The 15,092-nt window shown below is 72.6% G+C and carries 14 protein-coding genes; 8 read left to right on the top strand and 6 right to left on the bottom strand.

The window, feature by feature from the left end; all coding sequences use genetic code 11:
- The 7 genes from sigK (at position 1) to QWJ41_RS00550 (ending at position 7,406) form a co-directional block, all read left to right on the top strand.
- Positions 1-609, top strand: a complete 609-nt coding sequence (gene sigK / locus QWJ41_RS00580) for an ECF RNA polymerase sigma factor SigK (RefSeq protein WP_302705170.1) — start codon at positions 1-3, stop codon at positions 607-609.
- Entirely contained in the window at positions 606-1,340 is a 735-nt protein-coding gene (locus QWJ41_RS00575; RefSeq protein WP_302705169.1) for an anti-sigma factor, read from the top strand. Before sigK ends, QWJ41_RS00575 begins: the two co-directional genes overlap by 4 nt.
- Before the next feature lies 1 nt (position 1,341).
- The gene (locus QWJ41_RS00570) at positions 1,342-3,390 is read left to right on the top strand and encodes an FAD-dependent oxidoreductase (RefSeq protein WP_302705167.1); all 2,049 of its coding nucleotides are present in this window, start codon (positions 1,342-1,344) and stop codon (positions 3,388-3,390) included.
- Positions 3,387-4,661, top strand: coding sequence for a class I SAM-dependent methyltransferase (locus QWJ41_RS00565; RefSeq protein ID WP_302705166.1), 1,275 nt, complete (start codon positions 3,387-3,389; stop codon positions 4,659-4,661). The genes QWJ41_RS00570 and QWJ41_RS00565 overlap by 4 nt, the downstream gene beginning before the upstream one ends.
- The gene (locus QWJ41_RS00560) at positions 4,658-5,938 is read left to right on the top strand and encodes a class I SAM-dependent methyltransferase (RefSeq protein ID WP_302705165.1); all 1,281 of its coding nucleotides are present in this window, start codon (positions 4,658-4,660) and stop codon (positions 5,936-5,938) included. The genes QWJ41_RS00565 and QWJ41_RS00560 overlap by 4 nt, the downstream gene beginning before the upstream one ends.
- Position 5,939: 1 nt before the next feature.
- The gene (locus QWJ41_RS00555) at positions 5,940-6,755 is read left to right on the top strand and encodes a DUF1295 domain-containing protein (RefSeq protein WP_302705164.1); all 816 of its coding nucleotides are present in this window, start codon (positions 5,940-5,942) and stop codon (positions 6,753-6,755) included.
- Positions 6,756-6,836: 81 nt separating this feature from the next.
- Positions 6,837-7,406, top strand: coding sequence for a protein-L-isoaspartate O-methyltransferase family protein (locus QWJ41_RS00550; RefSeq protein ID WP_302705163.1), 570 nt, complete (start codon positions 6,837-6,839; stop codon positions 7,404-7,406).
- Between the two features lie 4 nt (positions 7,407-7,410).
- Here the strand turns inward: QWJ41_RS00550 and QWJ41_RS00545 are convergent, their stop codons facing one another.
- The 3 genes from QWJ41_RS00545 to QWJ41_RS00535 all read right to left on the bottom strand — a co-directional run bounded on the left by QWJ41_RS00545 (position 7,411) and on the right by QWJ41_RS00535 (position 9,949).
- Positions 7,411-8,235, bottom strand: a complete 825-nt coding sequence (locus tag QWJ41_RS00545; protein ID WP_302705161.1) for a mechanosensitive ion channel family protein — start codon at positions 8,233-8,235, stop codon at positions 7,411-7,413.
- A 4-nt stretch (positions 8,236-8,239) separates the two neighbouring features.
- Entirely contained in the window at positions 8,240-9,082 is an 843-nt protein-coding gene (locus tag QWJ41_RS00540; RefSeq protein WP_302705159.1) for an SDR family NAD(P)-dependent oxidoreductase, read from the bottom strand.
- Between the two features lie 216 nt (positions 9,083-9,298).
- Positions 9,299-9,949, bottom strand: a complete 651-nt coding sequence (locus tag QWJ41_RS00535; RefSeq protein ID WP_302705158.1) for a class I SAM-dependent methyltransferase — start codon at positions 9,947-9,949, stop codon at positions 9,299-9,301.
- Between the two features lie 66 nt (positions 9,950-10,015).
- Here QWJ41_RS00535 and QWJ41_RS00530 point away from each other — a divergent pair, with 66 nt between their 5' ends.
- Positions 10,016-10,786: a tyrosine-protein phosphatase gene (locus QWJ41_RS00530; protein ID WP_302705663.1), complete on the top strand. Its 771-nt coding sequence runs from the start codon at positions 10,016-10,018 to the stop codon at positions 10,784-10,786.
- Here the strand turns inward: QWJ41_RS00530 and QWJ41_RS00525 are convergent.
- From QWJ41_RS00525 to QWJ41_RS00515, 3 genes are read right to left on the bottom strand one after another with little or no spacing between them, the layout of a single operon-like run.
- Positions 10,743-11,888: a YihY/virulence factor BrkB family protein gene (locus QWJ41_RS00525; protein WP_302705157.1), complete on the bottom strand. Its 1,146-nt coding sequence runs from the start codon at positions 11,886-11,888 to the stop codon at positions 10,743-10,745. The two genes, QWJ41_RS00530 and QWJ41_RS00525, sit on opposite strands and share 44 nt — an antisense overlap.
- Positions 11,889-11,910: 22 nt before the next feature.
- Positions 11,911-13,077 carry an acyl-CoA dehydrogenase family protein gene (locus QWJ41_RS00520; RefSeq protein WP_302705156.1) on the bottom strand — a complete coding sequence of 389 codons (1,167 nt, stop codon included), beginning with the start codon at positions 13,075-13,077 and terminating at the stop codon, positions 11,911-11,913.
- Entirely contained in the window at positions 13,074-15,011 is a 1,938-nt protein-coding gene (locus QWJ41_RS00515; protein WP_302705154.1) for an acetyl/propionyl/methylcrotonyl-CoA carboxylase subunit alpha, read from the bottom strand. Before QWJ41_RS00515 ends, QWJ41_RS00520 begins: the two co-directional genes overlap by 4 nt.
- Positions 15,012-15,092 lie beyond the last annotated feature (81 nt).

The following is a 15,092-nucleotide window of genomic DNA, read 5'->3' as shown; positions in this document are numbered from 1 at the left end:
GTGACTGAGCCAAGGCTGACCGTCGCCGGGGACCCCCAGGGGTCCCCGGCCGGCGGGGCCGCGCCCCCAGACCTCGCCGAGCTCCTCCGTTCCTCCGCCAGGGGGGACCAGCAGGCGTTCGCGCAGCTCTACGACGCGGTCGCCTCACGGGCCTACGGACTCGTGCTCCGGGTCGTGCGCGACCCGTCGCAGAGCGAGGAGGTCCTCCAGGAGGCCATGCTCGACGTGTGGCGCCAGGCGGCCAGGTTCGACTCCGACCGCGGGAGCCCGCTGTCGTGGTTGCTCACGATCGTGCACCGCAAGGCCGTCGACCGGGTCCGCTCGGCGCAGGCGTCCACGCGGCGCGACACCACGTACCACCAGCACAACCAGCCGGTCGAGCACGACTCGACCGCCGAGGCGGCCCACGCCTCGATGGAGGCCCGCCGGGTCCGCGAAGCTCTGAAGACGCTCACCCAGGTGCAGCGCGAGGCCCTGGAGCTGGCCTACTTCGGCGGCTACACGCACACCGAGGTGGCCACCATGCTCGACCTTCCGGTCGGCACAGCCAAGACACGAATACGCGACGGACTGATCCGCTTGCGAGACACGATGGGAGTAGGCCAGTGAACGACGTCCATGCGCTCTCCGGCGCCTACGCCGTCGACGCCCTCGACGACATCGAGCGGATGCACTTCGAGCGTCACCTCGCCGAGTGCGCCGAGTGCCGCCACGAGGTGGACTCGCTGCGCGAGGCATCCGGCATCCTGACCGAGGCGGCCCCGGTGGCGCCTCCGGCGGCACTGCGCGAGCGGCTGCTCGCCGACATCGCCACCGTGCGTCCCCTGCCCCCGCTGGTGCAGGAGGTCCCGCGCCGGTCCCGTCGATTTCCGCTTCTGGTCGCCGCCGCGGCTGCAGTGGTAGCCATGGTCGGTGTCGGCGGCGTCGTCGCCGTCACCCAGCCCTGGGAGGACGGCTCCTCGGTGCCGGAGGCCGGCGAGGTCGTGGTGACCCCCAAGGCGGTCACCGAGGTGCTCCAGGCACCCGACGCCGAGAGCGTCACCCGCACCTTCGAGGACGGCGCCAAGGCCACCGTGACCCGTTCGGTCTCGCTGGGCCAGGCCGTCATCATCACCGAGGGCATGGCCGACCCGGGCGAGGGCCTGGTCTACGAGCTGTGGCTCCAGCGCGACGGCCGGATGAAGGCCGCCGGGTTCATGCCCAAGGGCCCCGACAACGTCGTGCTGCTCTCCGGTGACGCCGCCACCGCCGAGGCGGTCGGCATCACCGTCGAGCCCGAGGGCGGGTCGAACACCCCGAACTTCGAGTCGGCCGTCGTCATCGACTTCGCGAAGGCCTGACGTGGCCGGTCCCACCCCGGCTGCGCCCCGACGGGTCGCGGTGGTCGGCTCCGGCGTCGCCGGACTGACCGCGGCGTACGTCGCCTCGCGCACCGCGCACGTCACGCTCTACGAGGCCGACGACCGCCTCGGCGGGCACGCCGACACCCATCGGGTGCCCGAGACCCGGGCCGACGGCAGCCAGCACGAGCTGGGCATCGACACCGGCTTCATCGTGCACAACCGCCGCACCTACCCGACCCTGCTGCGTCTCTTCGCCGAGCTCGGCGTGCCCACCCAGCAGTCCGAGATGTCGATGTCGATCCGCGACGACGACTCCGACCTCGAGTGGGCCGGCGCGCTCGGTCGCCGCGGGGTGATCCCCTCGCGGGGCCACCTCACGCGCCCGGCGTACCTGCGGATGCTCGCCGAGATCCCCCGCTTCCACCGCCAGGCCCGCGCCCTGCTCGCCGCCACCGAGGCGACGGGCGGCAGCGACGAGCGGACGCTGCGCGAGTTCCTGGCCGACGGCGGCTTCAGCGACTTCTTCGTGCGCCACTTCATGGAGCCGATGGTCGCCGCGGTCTGGTCGTGCGACCCGGAGGTCTCGCTGCAGTACCCGGCTCGCTACCTCTTCAGCTTCCTGCAGCACCACGGCATGCTCAGCATCTTCGGCTCGCCGACCTGGCGCACCGTCACCGGTGGCTCGCACACCTACGTGCAGCGGGTCGGGGCGGCGCTGCAGGACGTGCGGCTCGGCACCAAGGTCACCTCGGTCCTCGAGACGCCCGGTGGCGTCGAGGTCACCGACGGCAACGGCGACACCGCGTCGTACGACGCCGTGGTGCTGGCCACGCACCCCTCGCAGACCCTGGCGATGCTGGCCGACCCGACGCCGCTGCACCGCGAGCTGCTCGGCGCGATGCCCTACTCGCCCAACACCGCGCTGCTGCACACCGACACCTCGGTGCTGCCGCGCCTGCGCAACACCTGGGCGTCGTGGAACTTCCTGCGCCCCTCCGAGGCCCAGGAGCGCCCCGACGGGGTCGAGGGCGTCGTGGTCACCTACGACCTGACCCGCCTGCAGCGCCTCGACACCGACACCCACTACCTGGTCACCCTCGGCGGCGAGCACCTCGTCGACCCGGCCACCGTGATCGACCGGATGGAGTACGAGCACCCGCTCTACACCCCCGAGTCGGTCGCCGCCCAGGCCCGCCTCCGCGAGCTCGACACCGACCGGGTCGCGCTGGCCGGCGCCTACCACGGCTGGGGCTTCCACGAGGACGGCGCCCGATCGGGCCTGCACGCCGTCGAGCGGCTGGGCCTGGCCTGGCCGGAGCGACCGACCGCGGCCGACGTCGAGGCCGGCGTCGTCTACGACACCACGATCCGCCACCAGCGTCGTACGCCGTTCAAGCGCGCGTTCACCCACCACTCGCACACTTGGCTCGTCGACCTCGACGACCTGCCCGACCACAAGTCCACCTCGTGGCTGCGCGGCTCCTTCGAGGCCCGCGACCACCTGGGCTCCCCCGACCGCACCATCCGCGAGAACGTCGAGCACCTCCTCGACCTCGAGGGCGTCACGCTGCGCCGCGACGCCCGGGTGCTGATGGCCGCGCAGCCGCGGGCGTTCGGCTACTGCTTCAACCCGATCACCGTCTTCTGGGCGCTCGCGCCCGACGGCGACGTCGAGGCCTGCGTGGTCGAGGTGCACAACACCTACGGCGACCGGCACGCCTACCTCGTCCACCCCGACGAGCAGGGCCGGGCCCGCACCGGCAAGGCCATGTACGTCTCGCCGTTCCACGGCACCGACGGCCACTACGAGCTGGTGGTGCCGGTGCCCGGCGAGAGCCTCGACATCGCCGTGACCCTCCACTCCGACGGCGACGCACGGTTCAGTGCGTCGCTGACGGGGAAGAGGAGCAGCACCAGCGCCCTGCGCGCCGCACCCGCCGCGCTGCGCGGATCCGTGCTGATCCGCCTGCACGGGGTGTGGCTGTGGCTGCGCCGACTCCCGATCCGACAGCGACCCGCGCACCACCAGGAAGGCGTCTCGCGATGACCATGACCCCGTCCCGACCCACCAGCCCGCCGCAGGCGGAGCGCTGGCCAGGGCTCGACGTCGTCCCCTCCGGACCCCGCGCCCGCGTCTCCGCGGCCATCGCCCAGCGGCTCTTCGTCGCCGCGGTGAGCCGCCTCGACGTGACCGTGCACCTCGACCTGCCCGAGGGCCGGCGCACGATCGGTCGCGGCGGTCCCGAGATGACCGTGCACCGCCCCGACGAGCTGTGGGCCCGCGTGGGCCGGCACCAGCTGATCGGCTTCGGCGAGGCCTACCTGACCGGCGCCTGGGACGCCCCCGACCTGGGTGGCTTCCTGACGGTGCTGGCCGCCGAGATCCAGCACCTGGTGCCGCAGAACCTGCAGAAGGCCCGCGCCCTGGTCGTCAAGCGGCCCCCGACCTGGATGCACTCGAACAAGTTGAACAGCCAGGCCAACATCGCGCACCACTACGACCTGTCCAACGACCTGTTCGAGCTGTTCCTCGACCCGACGATGAGCTACTCCTCGGCGCTGTTCGAGACCTCGCCGTCGCGCGCCACCGCCGCCGACCTCGAGGCCGGGCAGGCCAACAAGATCGAGCGGCTGCTCGACCGCGCCAAGGTCGGCGCCGGCTCACGGGTGCTCGAGATCGGCTCCGGCTGGGGCGAGCTCGCGATCCGCGCAGCGCGCCGCGGCGCCTCGGTGCGCACCATCACGCTCTCGGTCGAGCAGCAGCACCTCGCGCAGGCCCGGGTCGAGGCCGCGGGGCTGAGCCACCTGGTCGACGTGGAGATCTGCGACTACCGCGACGTCACCGGCGAGTACGACGCCGTGGTGTCGGTGGAGATGATCGAGGCGGTGGGCCACGACTACTGGGGCGAGTACTTCCGCACCATCGACAAGGTGCTGGCCCCCGGCGGCCTCGTGGCCATCCAGGCGATCACGATGCCGCACGACCGGATGCTGGCCACCCGCAACACCTACACCTGGATCCACAAGTACATCTTCCCCGGCGGGCTGCTGCCCTCGGTGTCGGTGATCGAGCAGATCACCCACGAGCAGACCTCGCTGCGCCTGGTCGAGCGCCAGGCCTTCGGCCAGCACTACGCCGCCACGCTGCGCCTGTGGGACGACGCCTTCCTCGGTTCGCCCGACGAGGTCGCCGCCCTCGGCTTCGACGAGACGTTCGTGCGGATGTGGCACTTCTACCTCGAGTACTCCCGCGCCGGCTTCGCGTCGGGCTACATCGACGTCAACCAGCTGGTGCTGGCGCGTCCGGAGGACTCGTGAACGGGGTCGCGCAGCGGCTGGCCCTGGCGCTCGAGCCCTTCCTGCGCGGCCCGATCCCGGTGCGCCTGGTGGCGTGGGACGGCTCCGCGACCGGACCGGCCGACGGTTCGGTGCCGACGGTCGAGCTGCGCAGCCCCGACGCCGTACGCCGCCTGCTCTGGCACCCGGGCGAGCTCGGGGCCGCGCAGGCCTACGTCACCGGTGAGCTCGACGTGCCCGAGGTCGACGGCTGGGACCTCGACAAGGCCCTGACCCACGCCTTCGCCGTGGCCCGTGAGCGCGGCCTGAGCGGCGTGCGCCCCTCCCCGCGCGCGCTCGTCGAGGCGGTGCGCACCGCCGCCGGCCTCGGCGTCCTGGGCCGCCCGCCCGCCAACCCCGCCTCGCAGGCACGGGTCCGCGGCCGGCTGCACTCCAAGGTGCGCGACCGCTCGGCGATCTCGTTCCACTACGACCTGTCCAACGAGTTCTACTCGTTGATCCTCGAGCCGCAGATGGCCTACTCGTGCGGCTACCACTCCTCCCCGGAGCAGTCCCTCGAGGACGCCCAGCGCGCCAAGCTCGACCTGGTCTGCACCAAGCTCGGCCTGGAGCCCGGCATGCGGATGCTCGACGTCGGCTGCGGGTGGGGCTCACTGTCGCTGCACGCGGCGGAGCACTTCGGCGCGCAGGTGACCGGCGTGACGATCGCTGCGGAGCAGAAGAAGTTCATCGACGCCCGCATCGCCGAGCGCGGCCTGCGCGACCGGGTCGAGATCCGGCTGCAGGACTACCGCGACGCGGTGCCGGCCCCGGGCCAGGAGTACGACGCGGTCGGCTCCCTGGAGATGGGCGAGCACGTCGGCCAGGGCAACTACCCGACGTACGCGAAGGTGCTGCACGACGCGGTCCGCCCCGGTGGGCGGGTGCTGGTGCAGCAGATGTCGCGCGCGGGCAAGTGGCCGGGCGGCGGGCCGTTCATCGAGAGCTTCATCGCCCCCGACATGCACATGCGCCCCGTCGGCGAGACCGTCGCCCTCCTCGAGGCCGGTGGCCTCGAGGTGCGCGACGTGCACGCGCTGCGCGAGCACTACGTGCTCACCGTGGCCGGGTGGCTCGAGCGCTTCGAGTCCAACGTCGAGGTGCTCACCAAGCTCGTCGGCGAGGAGGTCGTGCGCGTGTGGCGGCTCTACCTCGTCGGCGGCGCGATGGCCTTCCGCGACGGCCGGATGGGCGTCGACCAGGTCCTGATGATCCGGCCGAACGGCTCCCACACCCTGCCGGCTGTACGAGACTGGTGACATGGACACCGCGACAGCCCTGACCGTCTCGCTGCTGGCAGGGCTGGCCTGCGTCGTGGTCGTGATGACCGCGACGGCGCTGCGCGCCCGCCAGCTCGGCGTGGTCGCGGTCGTCGACGTCGCGTGGGGGCTCGGCTTCGTCGTGGTCGCCCTGGTCACCGCGCTGGTCGCCCTGGGCGCCGACGACGCCGACTGGCACCGCTGGCTGGTGCTGGCGATGGTCGCGGCGTGGGGCGGCCGGCTGGCCTGGCACGTGCGCAGCCGCGCGCTCGGCGCGCACGCCGGCGAGGAGGACCCGCGCTACAAGGACATGCTCGGCGGCTCCCTGCAGGAGGTCGGGATCGGCACCGCGGTGCGCCGGGTCTTCCTGGTGCAGGGTGTGGCCCAGTGGTTCGTCTCGGTGCCGGTCGCCGTCGGCGCCGTGCTGGCGCTCGAGCACGCGTGGGTGCTGGTGCTCGGCGTCGTGGTCTGGGCGGTCGGCCTGGTCTTCGAGGCCGTCGGTGACCGCCAGCTGAACGACTACATGTCGCGCCCGCGCGACGAGCGCCCGCCCGTCATGGACCAGGGGCTGTGGGGCTGGACCCGCCACCCCAACTACTTCGGCGACGCCTGCGTGTGGTGGGGCCTGTGGCTCGCCGCGGCCGCCTCGACCGGCTGGGTCGCCGCCCTGGCCACCGTGCTGTGCCCGGTCGCGATGACGCTCTTCCTGCGCAACGTCACCGGCGCCAAGCTGCTGGAGAAGAAGATGAGCCAGCGCGAGGGCTGGGACGAGTACGCCGCCCGCGTGCCGATGTTCTTCCCCCGCCCCCCGCGCTGACCCGGCCCGAATCTCGCGCTGACCCGGCCCGGACTTCGCCCCGAGCAGGCCCGGACTTGCGCCCCTGGGGACAATGGGAGCATGCCGTCGACGTCCGACCAGGTGGCAGAGGCGATGCGGGTCGTGGCCCGCGGCGACTACCTGCCGCCGGGACAGCGCGACCGCGCCGGGGACGACGCCCCGGTGCAGATCGGTCACGGCCAGACCAACAGCCAGCCCCGCACGGTCGCCGACATGCTGCGCCTGCTGGAGCCACGCCCGGGCGACCGGGTGCTCGACGTGGGCTGCGGCTCGGGCTGGACCACGGCGCTGTTGTCGTGGCTGGTGGGCCCCTCGGGGACGGTGCTGGGCGTCGAGCTCGAGCCCGCCCTGGTCAAGATGGCCCGGGACAACCTCGTGGCGCAGCAGGTGCCGCGGGTGCGGGTCGAGCAGGCCGACCCCAACCGGCTCGGCCGGCCCGCGGAGGCGCCGTACGACGCGATCCTGGTCTCGGCCGAGGCCAGTGAGCTGCCGCAGCCGCTGCTCGACCAGCTCGCCGACCCGGGCCGGATGGTGGTGCCGGTGGCGGGCGAGATGGTGCTGGTCGAGCGTCGCGACGGCCGCGACCACCTCACCCGGCACGGCCGCTACCGGTTCGTGCCGCTGAGGTAGGGCCTCAGCCCTCCTGCTGCCCGTCCTCGACCCGCAGGGTGGTGGAGCCGGGGCCGAACCACAGCGTGCGCTGCGGGAAGGGGATGGTGACCCCGGCCTCGTCGAAGGCGCGCTTGACCGCGAGCGCCACGTCGTTGCGCGCTCGCCAGCGCGAGGCGATGTCGGCGGCGTGCCAGTAGCGCACCTCGATGTTGATCGAGGAGTCGCCGAAGCTCTCGACCCACGCCTCGGGCGGCGGGTCCGCGACCACCTCGGACACGTCGTCGCAGGCCGACAGGATGATCGACCGGACCCGCTCGAGGTCGCTGTCGTAGGCCACCCCGACCGCGATCGCGGTGCGGTTGAGCGGGGTCTTGGTGTAGTTGGAGATCGCCGACTGCAACACCTCGGCGTTGGGCAGGTAGACGGTCACGCCGTCGTAGGTGCGCAGCCGGACCGAACGCAGGTTGACGTCCTCCACCCGGCCCTCGAAGTCGCCGCTGGCGATCTCGTCGCCGACCCGGAAGGGGCGCCTGACCTGCAGCAGGATGCCGGCGACGAAGTTGGACAGGATGTCCTGGGCCGCGAAGGCCAGGGCGATGCCGCCGATCCCCAGGGCGCCGAGCATCGGCCCGACCTGGAGCCCGGCCAGCTCGAGTGCGTAGACGGTGCCGGCCACCACCACGACCACCGAGGCCAGGCGCCCGACCACCCGACCGGTGTGCCGGTCGGAGTCGCCGCGGTCCAGGACGGTGATCGTCACCCGCCGCACGACCACGGCCAGCATCAGGGTCAGGCCCAGGACGGCCGCGCCGAGGAGGGCTCGCTGGCTGTCCAGCTCGTCGATCATGGCGTCAGGGTAGGCCGACGAGTGCCTCGGAACGCTCCCACAGCCCGTCGATCAGGTCCTGGTCGTGAGCCTGCCGGTTCTCGCGCCCGTCGATCTTGAAGCGGCTGAAGTAGCGCCCGTCGATCTCGGGGTCGGGGCCCCGGTGGGCCAGCGCGACCAGCGGTGCGGCGCCGTCGGCGACGGTGATGGTCGCGAACCGCTTGAGCGGCGAGCGGTAGAGCAGCCCGACCAGCCACGAGTCGCGGCCGAACGAGCTGCCGACCGGCCCCGGGTGCACAGCCACGGAGCGGATCGCGTCGTCGGCCCAGCGCTGGGTGATGCCGCGGGTGAAGAGGATGTTCATCAGCTTGCCGGTGCCGTACGCCGGGAACTCGATCGCGCGGCGCCGCTCGTAGTCGAGGTCGTCGAGGACGACGCGGCCCAGCAGGTTGGCGATGCTCGAGGTGTTGACGACCAGGGAGCCGCCGGCCGCGGCGAGGCTGGGCCGCAGCAGGTGGGTGAGCAGGAAGGGCGCCAGGTGGTTGACCTGGAGGTTGGGCTCGTGGCCGTCGTGGGTGCGCTGCGCGGGCGAGAAGGTGCCACCGGCGTTGTTGAGCAGCAGGTCGAGGCTGCCGACCCGCTCGGCGACCAGCTTGGCGAGGTGGCGCACGTCGTCGAGGCGGGAGAAGTCGGCGACCAGCGGCTCGGTGCCGACGGCCTCGGCCACCGGCCGCAGCTTGTCGGCGCTGCGCCCGGTCACGTGCACCGTCGCCCCCTGGGCGGCCAGCACCCGCGCCGCCTCCGCCCCGATCCCGTCGCTCGCGCCGGTCACCAGGACCGTGCGGCCCGCCATCGTCTGCTCAGTCATGGCTCGAGCCTAGTGAACCGAGCGACGTCACCGTTGGTCGAGCAGGGAGGAGCGCCAGCGACGACCGACGCCGAGACCCCGCAAGCACCGCGCCCACCGCAACCACTCGCCGTACGCCATGGACTCACCCGGTTTCGAGACAGGCGCTGCGCGCCTTCCTCAACCAACGGCGGCGCGACCTGGCCCGGCCTCGGCCGGGAAGTGTGGAGTCCTGGATCAACCTGGTTCAGCCAGGCCTCCACACTTCCGGAACAGGTAGGCGAAGGCGGGGCGGGTGTAGGCGATGCCTCGCCCGCTGCGCTTGATCAGGTCGGGATCGGCCGCGGCCGGCTCCTTCGGGACCAGGTGCGTGTCGAGGTCACGGCTGTCGAGACGGTAGGCGTCACCGCGGTGCTGCACCACGGCCACGAGTTCCAGCGCGGGGTCGAGGGCGGCGATGCTGGCGTCGCCGTGGCTGGTGTTGGCCAGCAGCACGCCGCCCGGGGCCAGGTAGCGCGAGCAGTGGTCCCACACCGGCCCGGCGTACAGCGAGACGAGCAGGTCGAAGCCGACGTCGGGCAGCGGGAGCGGCTCGGTGTAGTCGGCCTGGACGAACCGCACCTCCGCACCCGCCCCGGGCGCCGCCCGACCCTCGAGCTCGGTGGCGACCAGTGCCTCGTCGGCGAAGAAGCGAGCCGCCCGGCGGTCGGTGTCGACGTAGGTGACCGACGCGATCGCCGTCGACGGCGACAGGTCGAGGTAGGAGCCGGGGTAGAGCGCGCGGGCGCAGCCCCCCTCCCCCGCCAACGACGCGAAGAGGCTCGAGCGGTCCCCGATCGACTGCCGGTAGCCGGTCCACGTGGGCGTGCTCCTGCTGCCGGCGGCCATCCCCCCATCCTGCGACACCCACCCGCGGCTGGACACGCACCTGGCAGGATTCGGGTCGTGAGCGAGATGTCCCCCGGCGAGACCGGAGACCTGGGCCACGAGCTGGTGCGGCTGGCCTCCGCCGACAACTTCCGCGACCTGGCCGGGCCCGGCCACCGCACGGCGGACGGCACGCCGCTGCGTCCCGGGGTGCTCTACCGCTCCAACGAGCTGCAGCTCAGCGACGCCGACGTGCACCGGCTGGCCGGGCTGGGGCTCGGGGAGATCTTCGACCTGCGCGAGCAGCACGAGGTCGACGCCCACCCCGACATCGAGGTGGCCGGCGCGAGCTGGCACCACCTGCCGGTGCCGGGCATCCCGATGGACCAGGTGGTGGCGCTGTCGAGCCGCGAGGAGGCCGACGAGGCGATACGCGCGGTCTACCGCGGTTTCGTCGACGACGAGATGGCCCGGGTCAGCTTCGCCGAGCTGCTGACCCGGCTGGCGGCGGGCGCGGCACCCCAGGTCTTCCACTGCACCGCCGGCAAGGACCGCACCGGCTGGGCCTCCGCGCTGCTGCTGCGCCTGGCCGGGGTGCCCGAGGAGACGGTGCTGGCCGACTACCTGCGCACCAACGAGGTCAACGGCACCCGCGAGAAGTACCTCGCGATGGTCGCCGAGCACCTCGGCCCCGAGAAGGTCCCGGTCTACGAGAGCATCATGGTCGCCGAGGCCGACTACCTCGCTGCCGCCGACGAGCGCGTGCGCGCCGAGCACGGCGACCACGCGACGTACGCCGTCGAGGGGCTGGGCCTCAGTCGCGAGACGGTGGCGGCGCTGGTGGCGCGTCTGCGCTAGCCCCTGTGCTGGACCCTGTGCTGGACCCTGCGCTCGATCCTGACCCGGACCCCGCGCTGGGCCCCGGCAGGTCGAGCACGGTCGTCGGTGGTTGCTGGCGCAGCTCGTCGAGGGCGGGGGGCTCCGGCTCGTCCTCGCTGAACTGCACGTCGATGACCTCGTTGACCTTGTGGCGCTGCGCGCGCACGTAGTACGAGTAGGCCCGCTTGTCGGCCGGGGTCAGGTCGACCTTGTCGATGAACAGCGTGAGCAGCGCGCGCGGGTAGAGGTGGCGGGCCATCACCACGTTGACCTCCATCCCGATCACCCCCATCACCGCAGCGATGTAGATGACGCCGATCAGGCCGAGGACCAGGGCGAACGTGCCGTTCATCCCGTCGGTCTCGTTGATCACCGCAGTGACGTAGAGCGTGCCGAGCCACTGCAGGAGCTGCCACAGCGCCGCCACCACGAAGGCGCCCGGGGCGGCCTGCGACCAGCGCAGCCGCCGCGCAGCAGCGAAGCGGAACAGCCCCGTGAGGACCGCCCCCACCAGCAGCACCGTCACCAGGCGGATCAGCCAGCGCCACGAGCCGTCGGCGGTGGGCCCGAACATGTCGGTCTCCGAGCCGAGCGCCGAGATGATCGAGACGCCCAGGACCGCCACGCCGGAGGTCACCAGCAGCACCAGGCTCTTGAAGCGCAGCACCACCGGGTTGGGCCGGTTGTGCCGCGGCACCGACCAGGCGATGTTCTGCGCGTTCTGCAGGGCCTGGCCCAGGCCCAGCGCACCGTAGAGGGCGGTGAGCGACCCCACGACCACCGCGGTGGTCGAGCCGGTCATCCCCTCGGGGCGGCCCAGCTCCTCGCCGATGATCGGGAACTGGCGCAGCGCCGAGCTCAGCACCGCCTCCTGCAGGCCCGGGTTGCCCTGCAGCAGGAAGCCGAGGATCGAGGTGGCCAGCAGCAGCAGCGGGAAGATCGCGATGAACCCGTAGTAGGTGATGATCGCGGCCAGGTAGGGGCCCTGGTCGTCGACGTACTTGTAGAAGACCGCGATCGGCACGGAGACGGGTGGGTAGCGACGTTGGAACCGGTCGGCACGGTCCAGGACTCTTCCCACCCGCCCCACGCTAGTGGAACGGCTAGTAGGACTTGGGCAGCCCCAGCGAGTGCATCGACACGAAGTTGAGGATCATCTCGCGGCTGACCGGCGCGATCCGGCCCACGCGGGTGGCCACCAGCAGCCCCGCCATGCCGTACTCCTGGCTGGCGCCGTTGCCGCCATGGGTCTGCACGGCGCGGTCCACGACGTCGCAGGCGGCCTCGGCGGCGGCGTACTTGGCCATGTTGGCGGCCTCGCCCGCGGCCATCTCCTCGCCGGCGTCGAGCAGCGCGGCGGCCTTCTGGTTCATCAGCCGCGCCATCTCGATCTCGATGTGGCTCTGCGCCAGCGGGTGCGCGATCGCCTGGTGCGCACCGATCGGCTGGCCGAAGACCTCGCGCTCCTTCGCGTACGCCGTCGCCTGGCGCAGCGCGTAGCGGGCCAGGCCCAGCGAGAAGGCCGCCGCCATGATCCGCTCGGGGTTGAGCCCGGCGAAGAGCTGCACCAGTCCCCCGTCCTCATCGCCCACGAGCGCGTCGGCAGGCAGCCGCACGTCGTCCATGAACACCTGGAACTGGTTCTCGGGGCTGACGATCTCCATCGGGATCGCGTTGGCCTCGAAGCCCTGGGCGTCGGTGGGCACCACGAAGAGGCACGGCTTGAGCTTGCCGGTGCGGGCGTCCTCGGTGCGGGCCACGACCAGCACGTTGTCGGCCTCGTCGATGCCGGAGATCCAGATCTTGCGGCCGTTGAGCACCCAGCCGTCGCCGTCGCGACGCGCGGTGGTGGTGATGTTGTGGGTGTTGGTGCCGGCGTCGGGCTCGGTGATGGCGAAGGCCATCGTGCCGGTGCCGTCGCACAGCCCGGGCAGCCACTTCTGCTTCTGCTCCTCGGTGCCGTAGCGGGCGATGATGGTGCCGCAGATCGCCGGGCTGACCACCATCAGCAGCAGCGGGCAGCCCTGCGCCGAGAGCTCCTCGCAGACCGCGGCGATGTCGCCGATGCCGCCGCCCCCGCCGCCGTACTCCTCGGGGATGTTGATGCCCAGGTAGCCGTTCTTGGCGATCGCCATCCACAGGTCGGTGGTCTTGCCGCCGGAGCGGGCCTTCTCGACGAAGTAGTCGCGTCCGTAGGTCGCGGCCAGCTTGGCGACCTGCTTGCGCAGCTCCTGGCGCTCCTCGGACTCGGTGAACGCGTGCGTGCTCATTGCTTCTCCTCCACTACTGCCAGGACCTCTCCGGCCGCGACCTGCGAGCCGGGTCGTACGTCGAGCGTGACCACCACACCGTCGGTGGGGGCGCTGACCGTGTGCTGCATCTTCATCGCCTCGAGCACCAGCACCGGGTCACCGGCGCCGACCTCGTCGCCCTGGGCGACCAGGACCTTCACGACGCTGCCCGGCATCGGCGCGAGCAGGCTGCCGCTGGCCACGGCGTCGGCGGGGTCGGTGAAGCGCGGCACCCGCACCAGGCGCAGGTGTCCGCGCGGGGAGTCGACGTCGACGACCGCGCGGTGGGTCGGACCGCTCACCGCGACGTCGTACGTCGTGCGCACGCCGTCGCGCTCGAGGGTCACGGAGGTGGCGCTCGCCGAGAGCACGCTGCAGCCCTCGACCGAGCAGCCGTCGCGACCGCCCCACCACTGCACCACCACCGGCTCGTCGGCGCCGGGCGCCACGAGCTCGGTGCGCTGCGGGGCGGAGACCACGTTGCGCCACGCGACCGGGGCGCCGTGCTGGACGGTGCGCTCGGCGCGGGTGCGCTCGGCCAGGGCCAGCGCGGCGGCGACCGGCGCGCCCGGGTCGACCTGGGCCCCGGCGGACAGGTCGGGGTGCTCGGCGAGGAAGCCGGTGCTGACCCGGCCCGCGACGAAGTCGGGGTCGCGCAGCGCGGCGACGAGCAGGTCGCGGTTGGTGACCAGACCGTGGATCCTGGCCCGCGAGAGCACGCCGGCCAGCCGCCGGGCGGCGGCCTCACGGGTGGCGGCGTGCACGACCACCTTGGCCAGCATGGCGTCGTAGTGCGTGGAGACGACCGAACCGCTGGCGAAGCCCGCGTCGACGCGCACCCCCGGCTCCTCGCCCAGCGCTCCGGGGACCTCGAAGCGGGTCAGCGGGCCGCTCTGCGGCTGGTAGTCGGCCGCGGGGTCCTCGGCGTAGAGCCGCACCTCGATCGCGTGTCCCTGCGCGGCGGGCACCGCGGGCAGGTCGTGGCCCTCGGCGATCGCCAGCTGCTGCTCGACGAGGTCGAGCCCGTGCACCAGCTCGGTGACGGGGTGCTCGACCTGCAGCCGGGTGTTCATCTCGAGGAAGAAGAACCGCTCGGTGGCCGGGTCGTAGAGGAACTCCACGGTGCCCGCGCCCCGGTAGTCGATCGCGGTCGCGGCGGCCACCGCGGCCTCGTGCATGGCGGCGGCGACCTCGGGTCGCAGGCCGGGGGCCGGCGACTCCTCGACGACCTTCTGGTGGCGGCGCTGCAGTGAGCAGTCGCGCTCGCCGACGGCGACCGCAGCGCCGCGGCCGTCGCCGAGCACCTGCACCTCGACGTGGCGGCCGCGCTCGACGTAGGTCTCCACGAAGACGGTGCCGTCGCCGAAGGCCGACTCGGCCTCGGCGGTGGCCTTCGCGACCTCGCCGGGCAGGTCGGCCAGCGACCGGACGATGCGCATGCCGCGCCCGCCGCCGCCGGCCGAGGCCTTGACGATGAGCGGCAGGTCGGCCTCGGTGGCGGTCTCGACCGTGTGGTCGGTCAGCACCGGGACCCCGGCCGCCTCCATCAGCTTCTTGGACTCGATCTTCGAGCCCATCTGCTCGATCGAGGCGGGAGCCGGGCCCACCCAGGTCAGTCCGGCCGCCTCGACGGCGCGGGCGAAGTCGGCGTTCTCGGAGAGGAAGCCGTAGCCGGGGTGGATCGCGTCGGCGCCCGCGGCGCGGGCCGCCTCGAGCACCAGGTCGGCGCGCAGGTAGGTCTCGCCCGGCGCGTTGCCGGGCAGGCGCACGGCGGCGTCGGCCTCGGCGACGTAGGGAAGGGCGGCGTCGGCGTCGGAGTGCACGGCGACGGTCTCGATGCCCAGCGCCCGGCAGGTCCGGAAGACCCGCGAGGCGATCTCGGCCCGGTTGGCCACCAGCAGTCGATGGATCATGAGTACACCTCTGTCTGGGGCCTCGGGGTCCCCGTGGCGTTGTTCGCGGAGGAGCGAAGCGGAGGAGCGGAGAACGTCATG

Origin of the sequence: Nocardioides cremeus (assembly GCF_030518195.1) — a bacterium.
GTDB classification, from domain to species: Bacteria; Actinomycetota; Actinomycetes; order Propionibacteriales; family Nocardioidaceae; genus Nocardioides; species Nocardioides cremeus.
The sequence above is the reverse complement of the archived record's forward strand: the minus strand, read 5'-3'. Positions and strand labels throughout refer to the sequence as shown.

Bases quoted from the DNA above. Each gene is read 5' to 3' on its own strand.
- QWJ41_RS00565 (WP_302705166.1), top strand. From the start codon at position 3,387: ATGACCATGACCCCGTCCCGACCCACCAGCCCGCCGCAGGCGGAGCGC.
- QWJ41_RS00515 (WP_302705154.1), bottom strand. From the start codon at position 15,011: ATGATCCATCGACTGCTGGTGGCCAACCGGGCCGAGATCGCCTCGCGG.
- QWJ41_RS00545 (WP_302705161.1), bottom strand. From the start codon at position 8,235: ATGATCGACGAGCTGGACAGCCAGCGAGCCCTCCTCGGCGCGGCCGTC.
- QWJ41_RS00550 (WP_302705163.1), top strand. From the start codon at position 6,837: ATGCCGTCGACGTCCGACCAGGTGGCAGAGGCGATGCGGGTCGTGGCC.
- QWJ41_RS00540 (WP_302705159.1), bottom strand. From the start codon at position 9,082: ATGACTGAGCAGACGATGGCGGGCCGCACGGTCCTGGTGACCGGCGCG.
- QWJ41_RS00530 (WP_302705663.1), top strand. From the start codon at position 10,016: ATGTCCCCCGGCGAGACCGGAGACCTGGGCCACGAGCTGGTGCGGCTG.
- QWJ41_RS00535 (WP_302705158.1), bottom strand. From the start codon at position 9,949: ATGGCCGCCGGCAGCAGGAGCACGCCCACGTGGACCGGCTACCGGCAG.
- QWJ41_RS00520 (WP_302705156.1), bottom strand. From the start codon at position 13,077: ATGAGCACGCACGCGTTCACCGAGTCCGAGGAGCGCCAGGAGCTGCGC.
- QWJ41_RS00555 (WP_302705164.1), top strand. From the start codon at position 5,940: ATGGACACCGCGACAGCCCTGACCGTCTCGCTGCTGGCAGGGCTGGCC.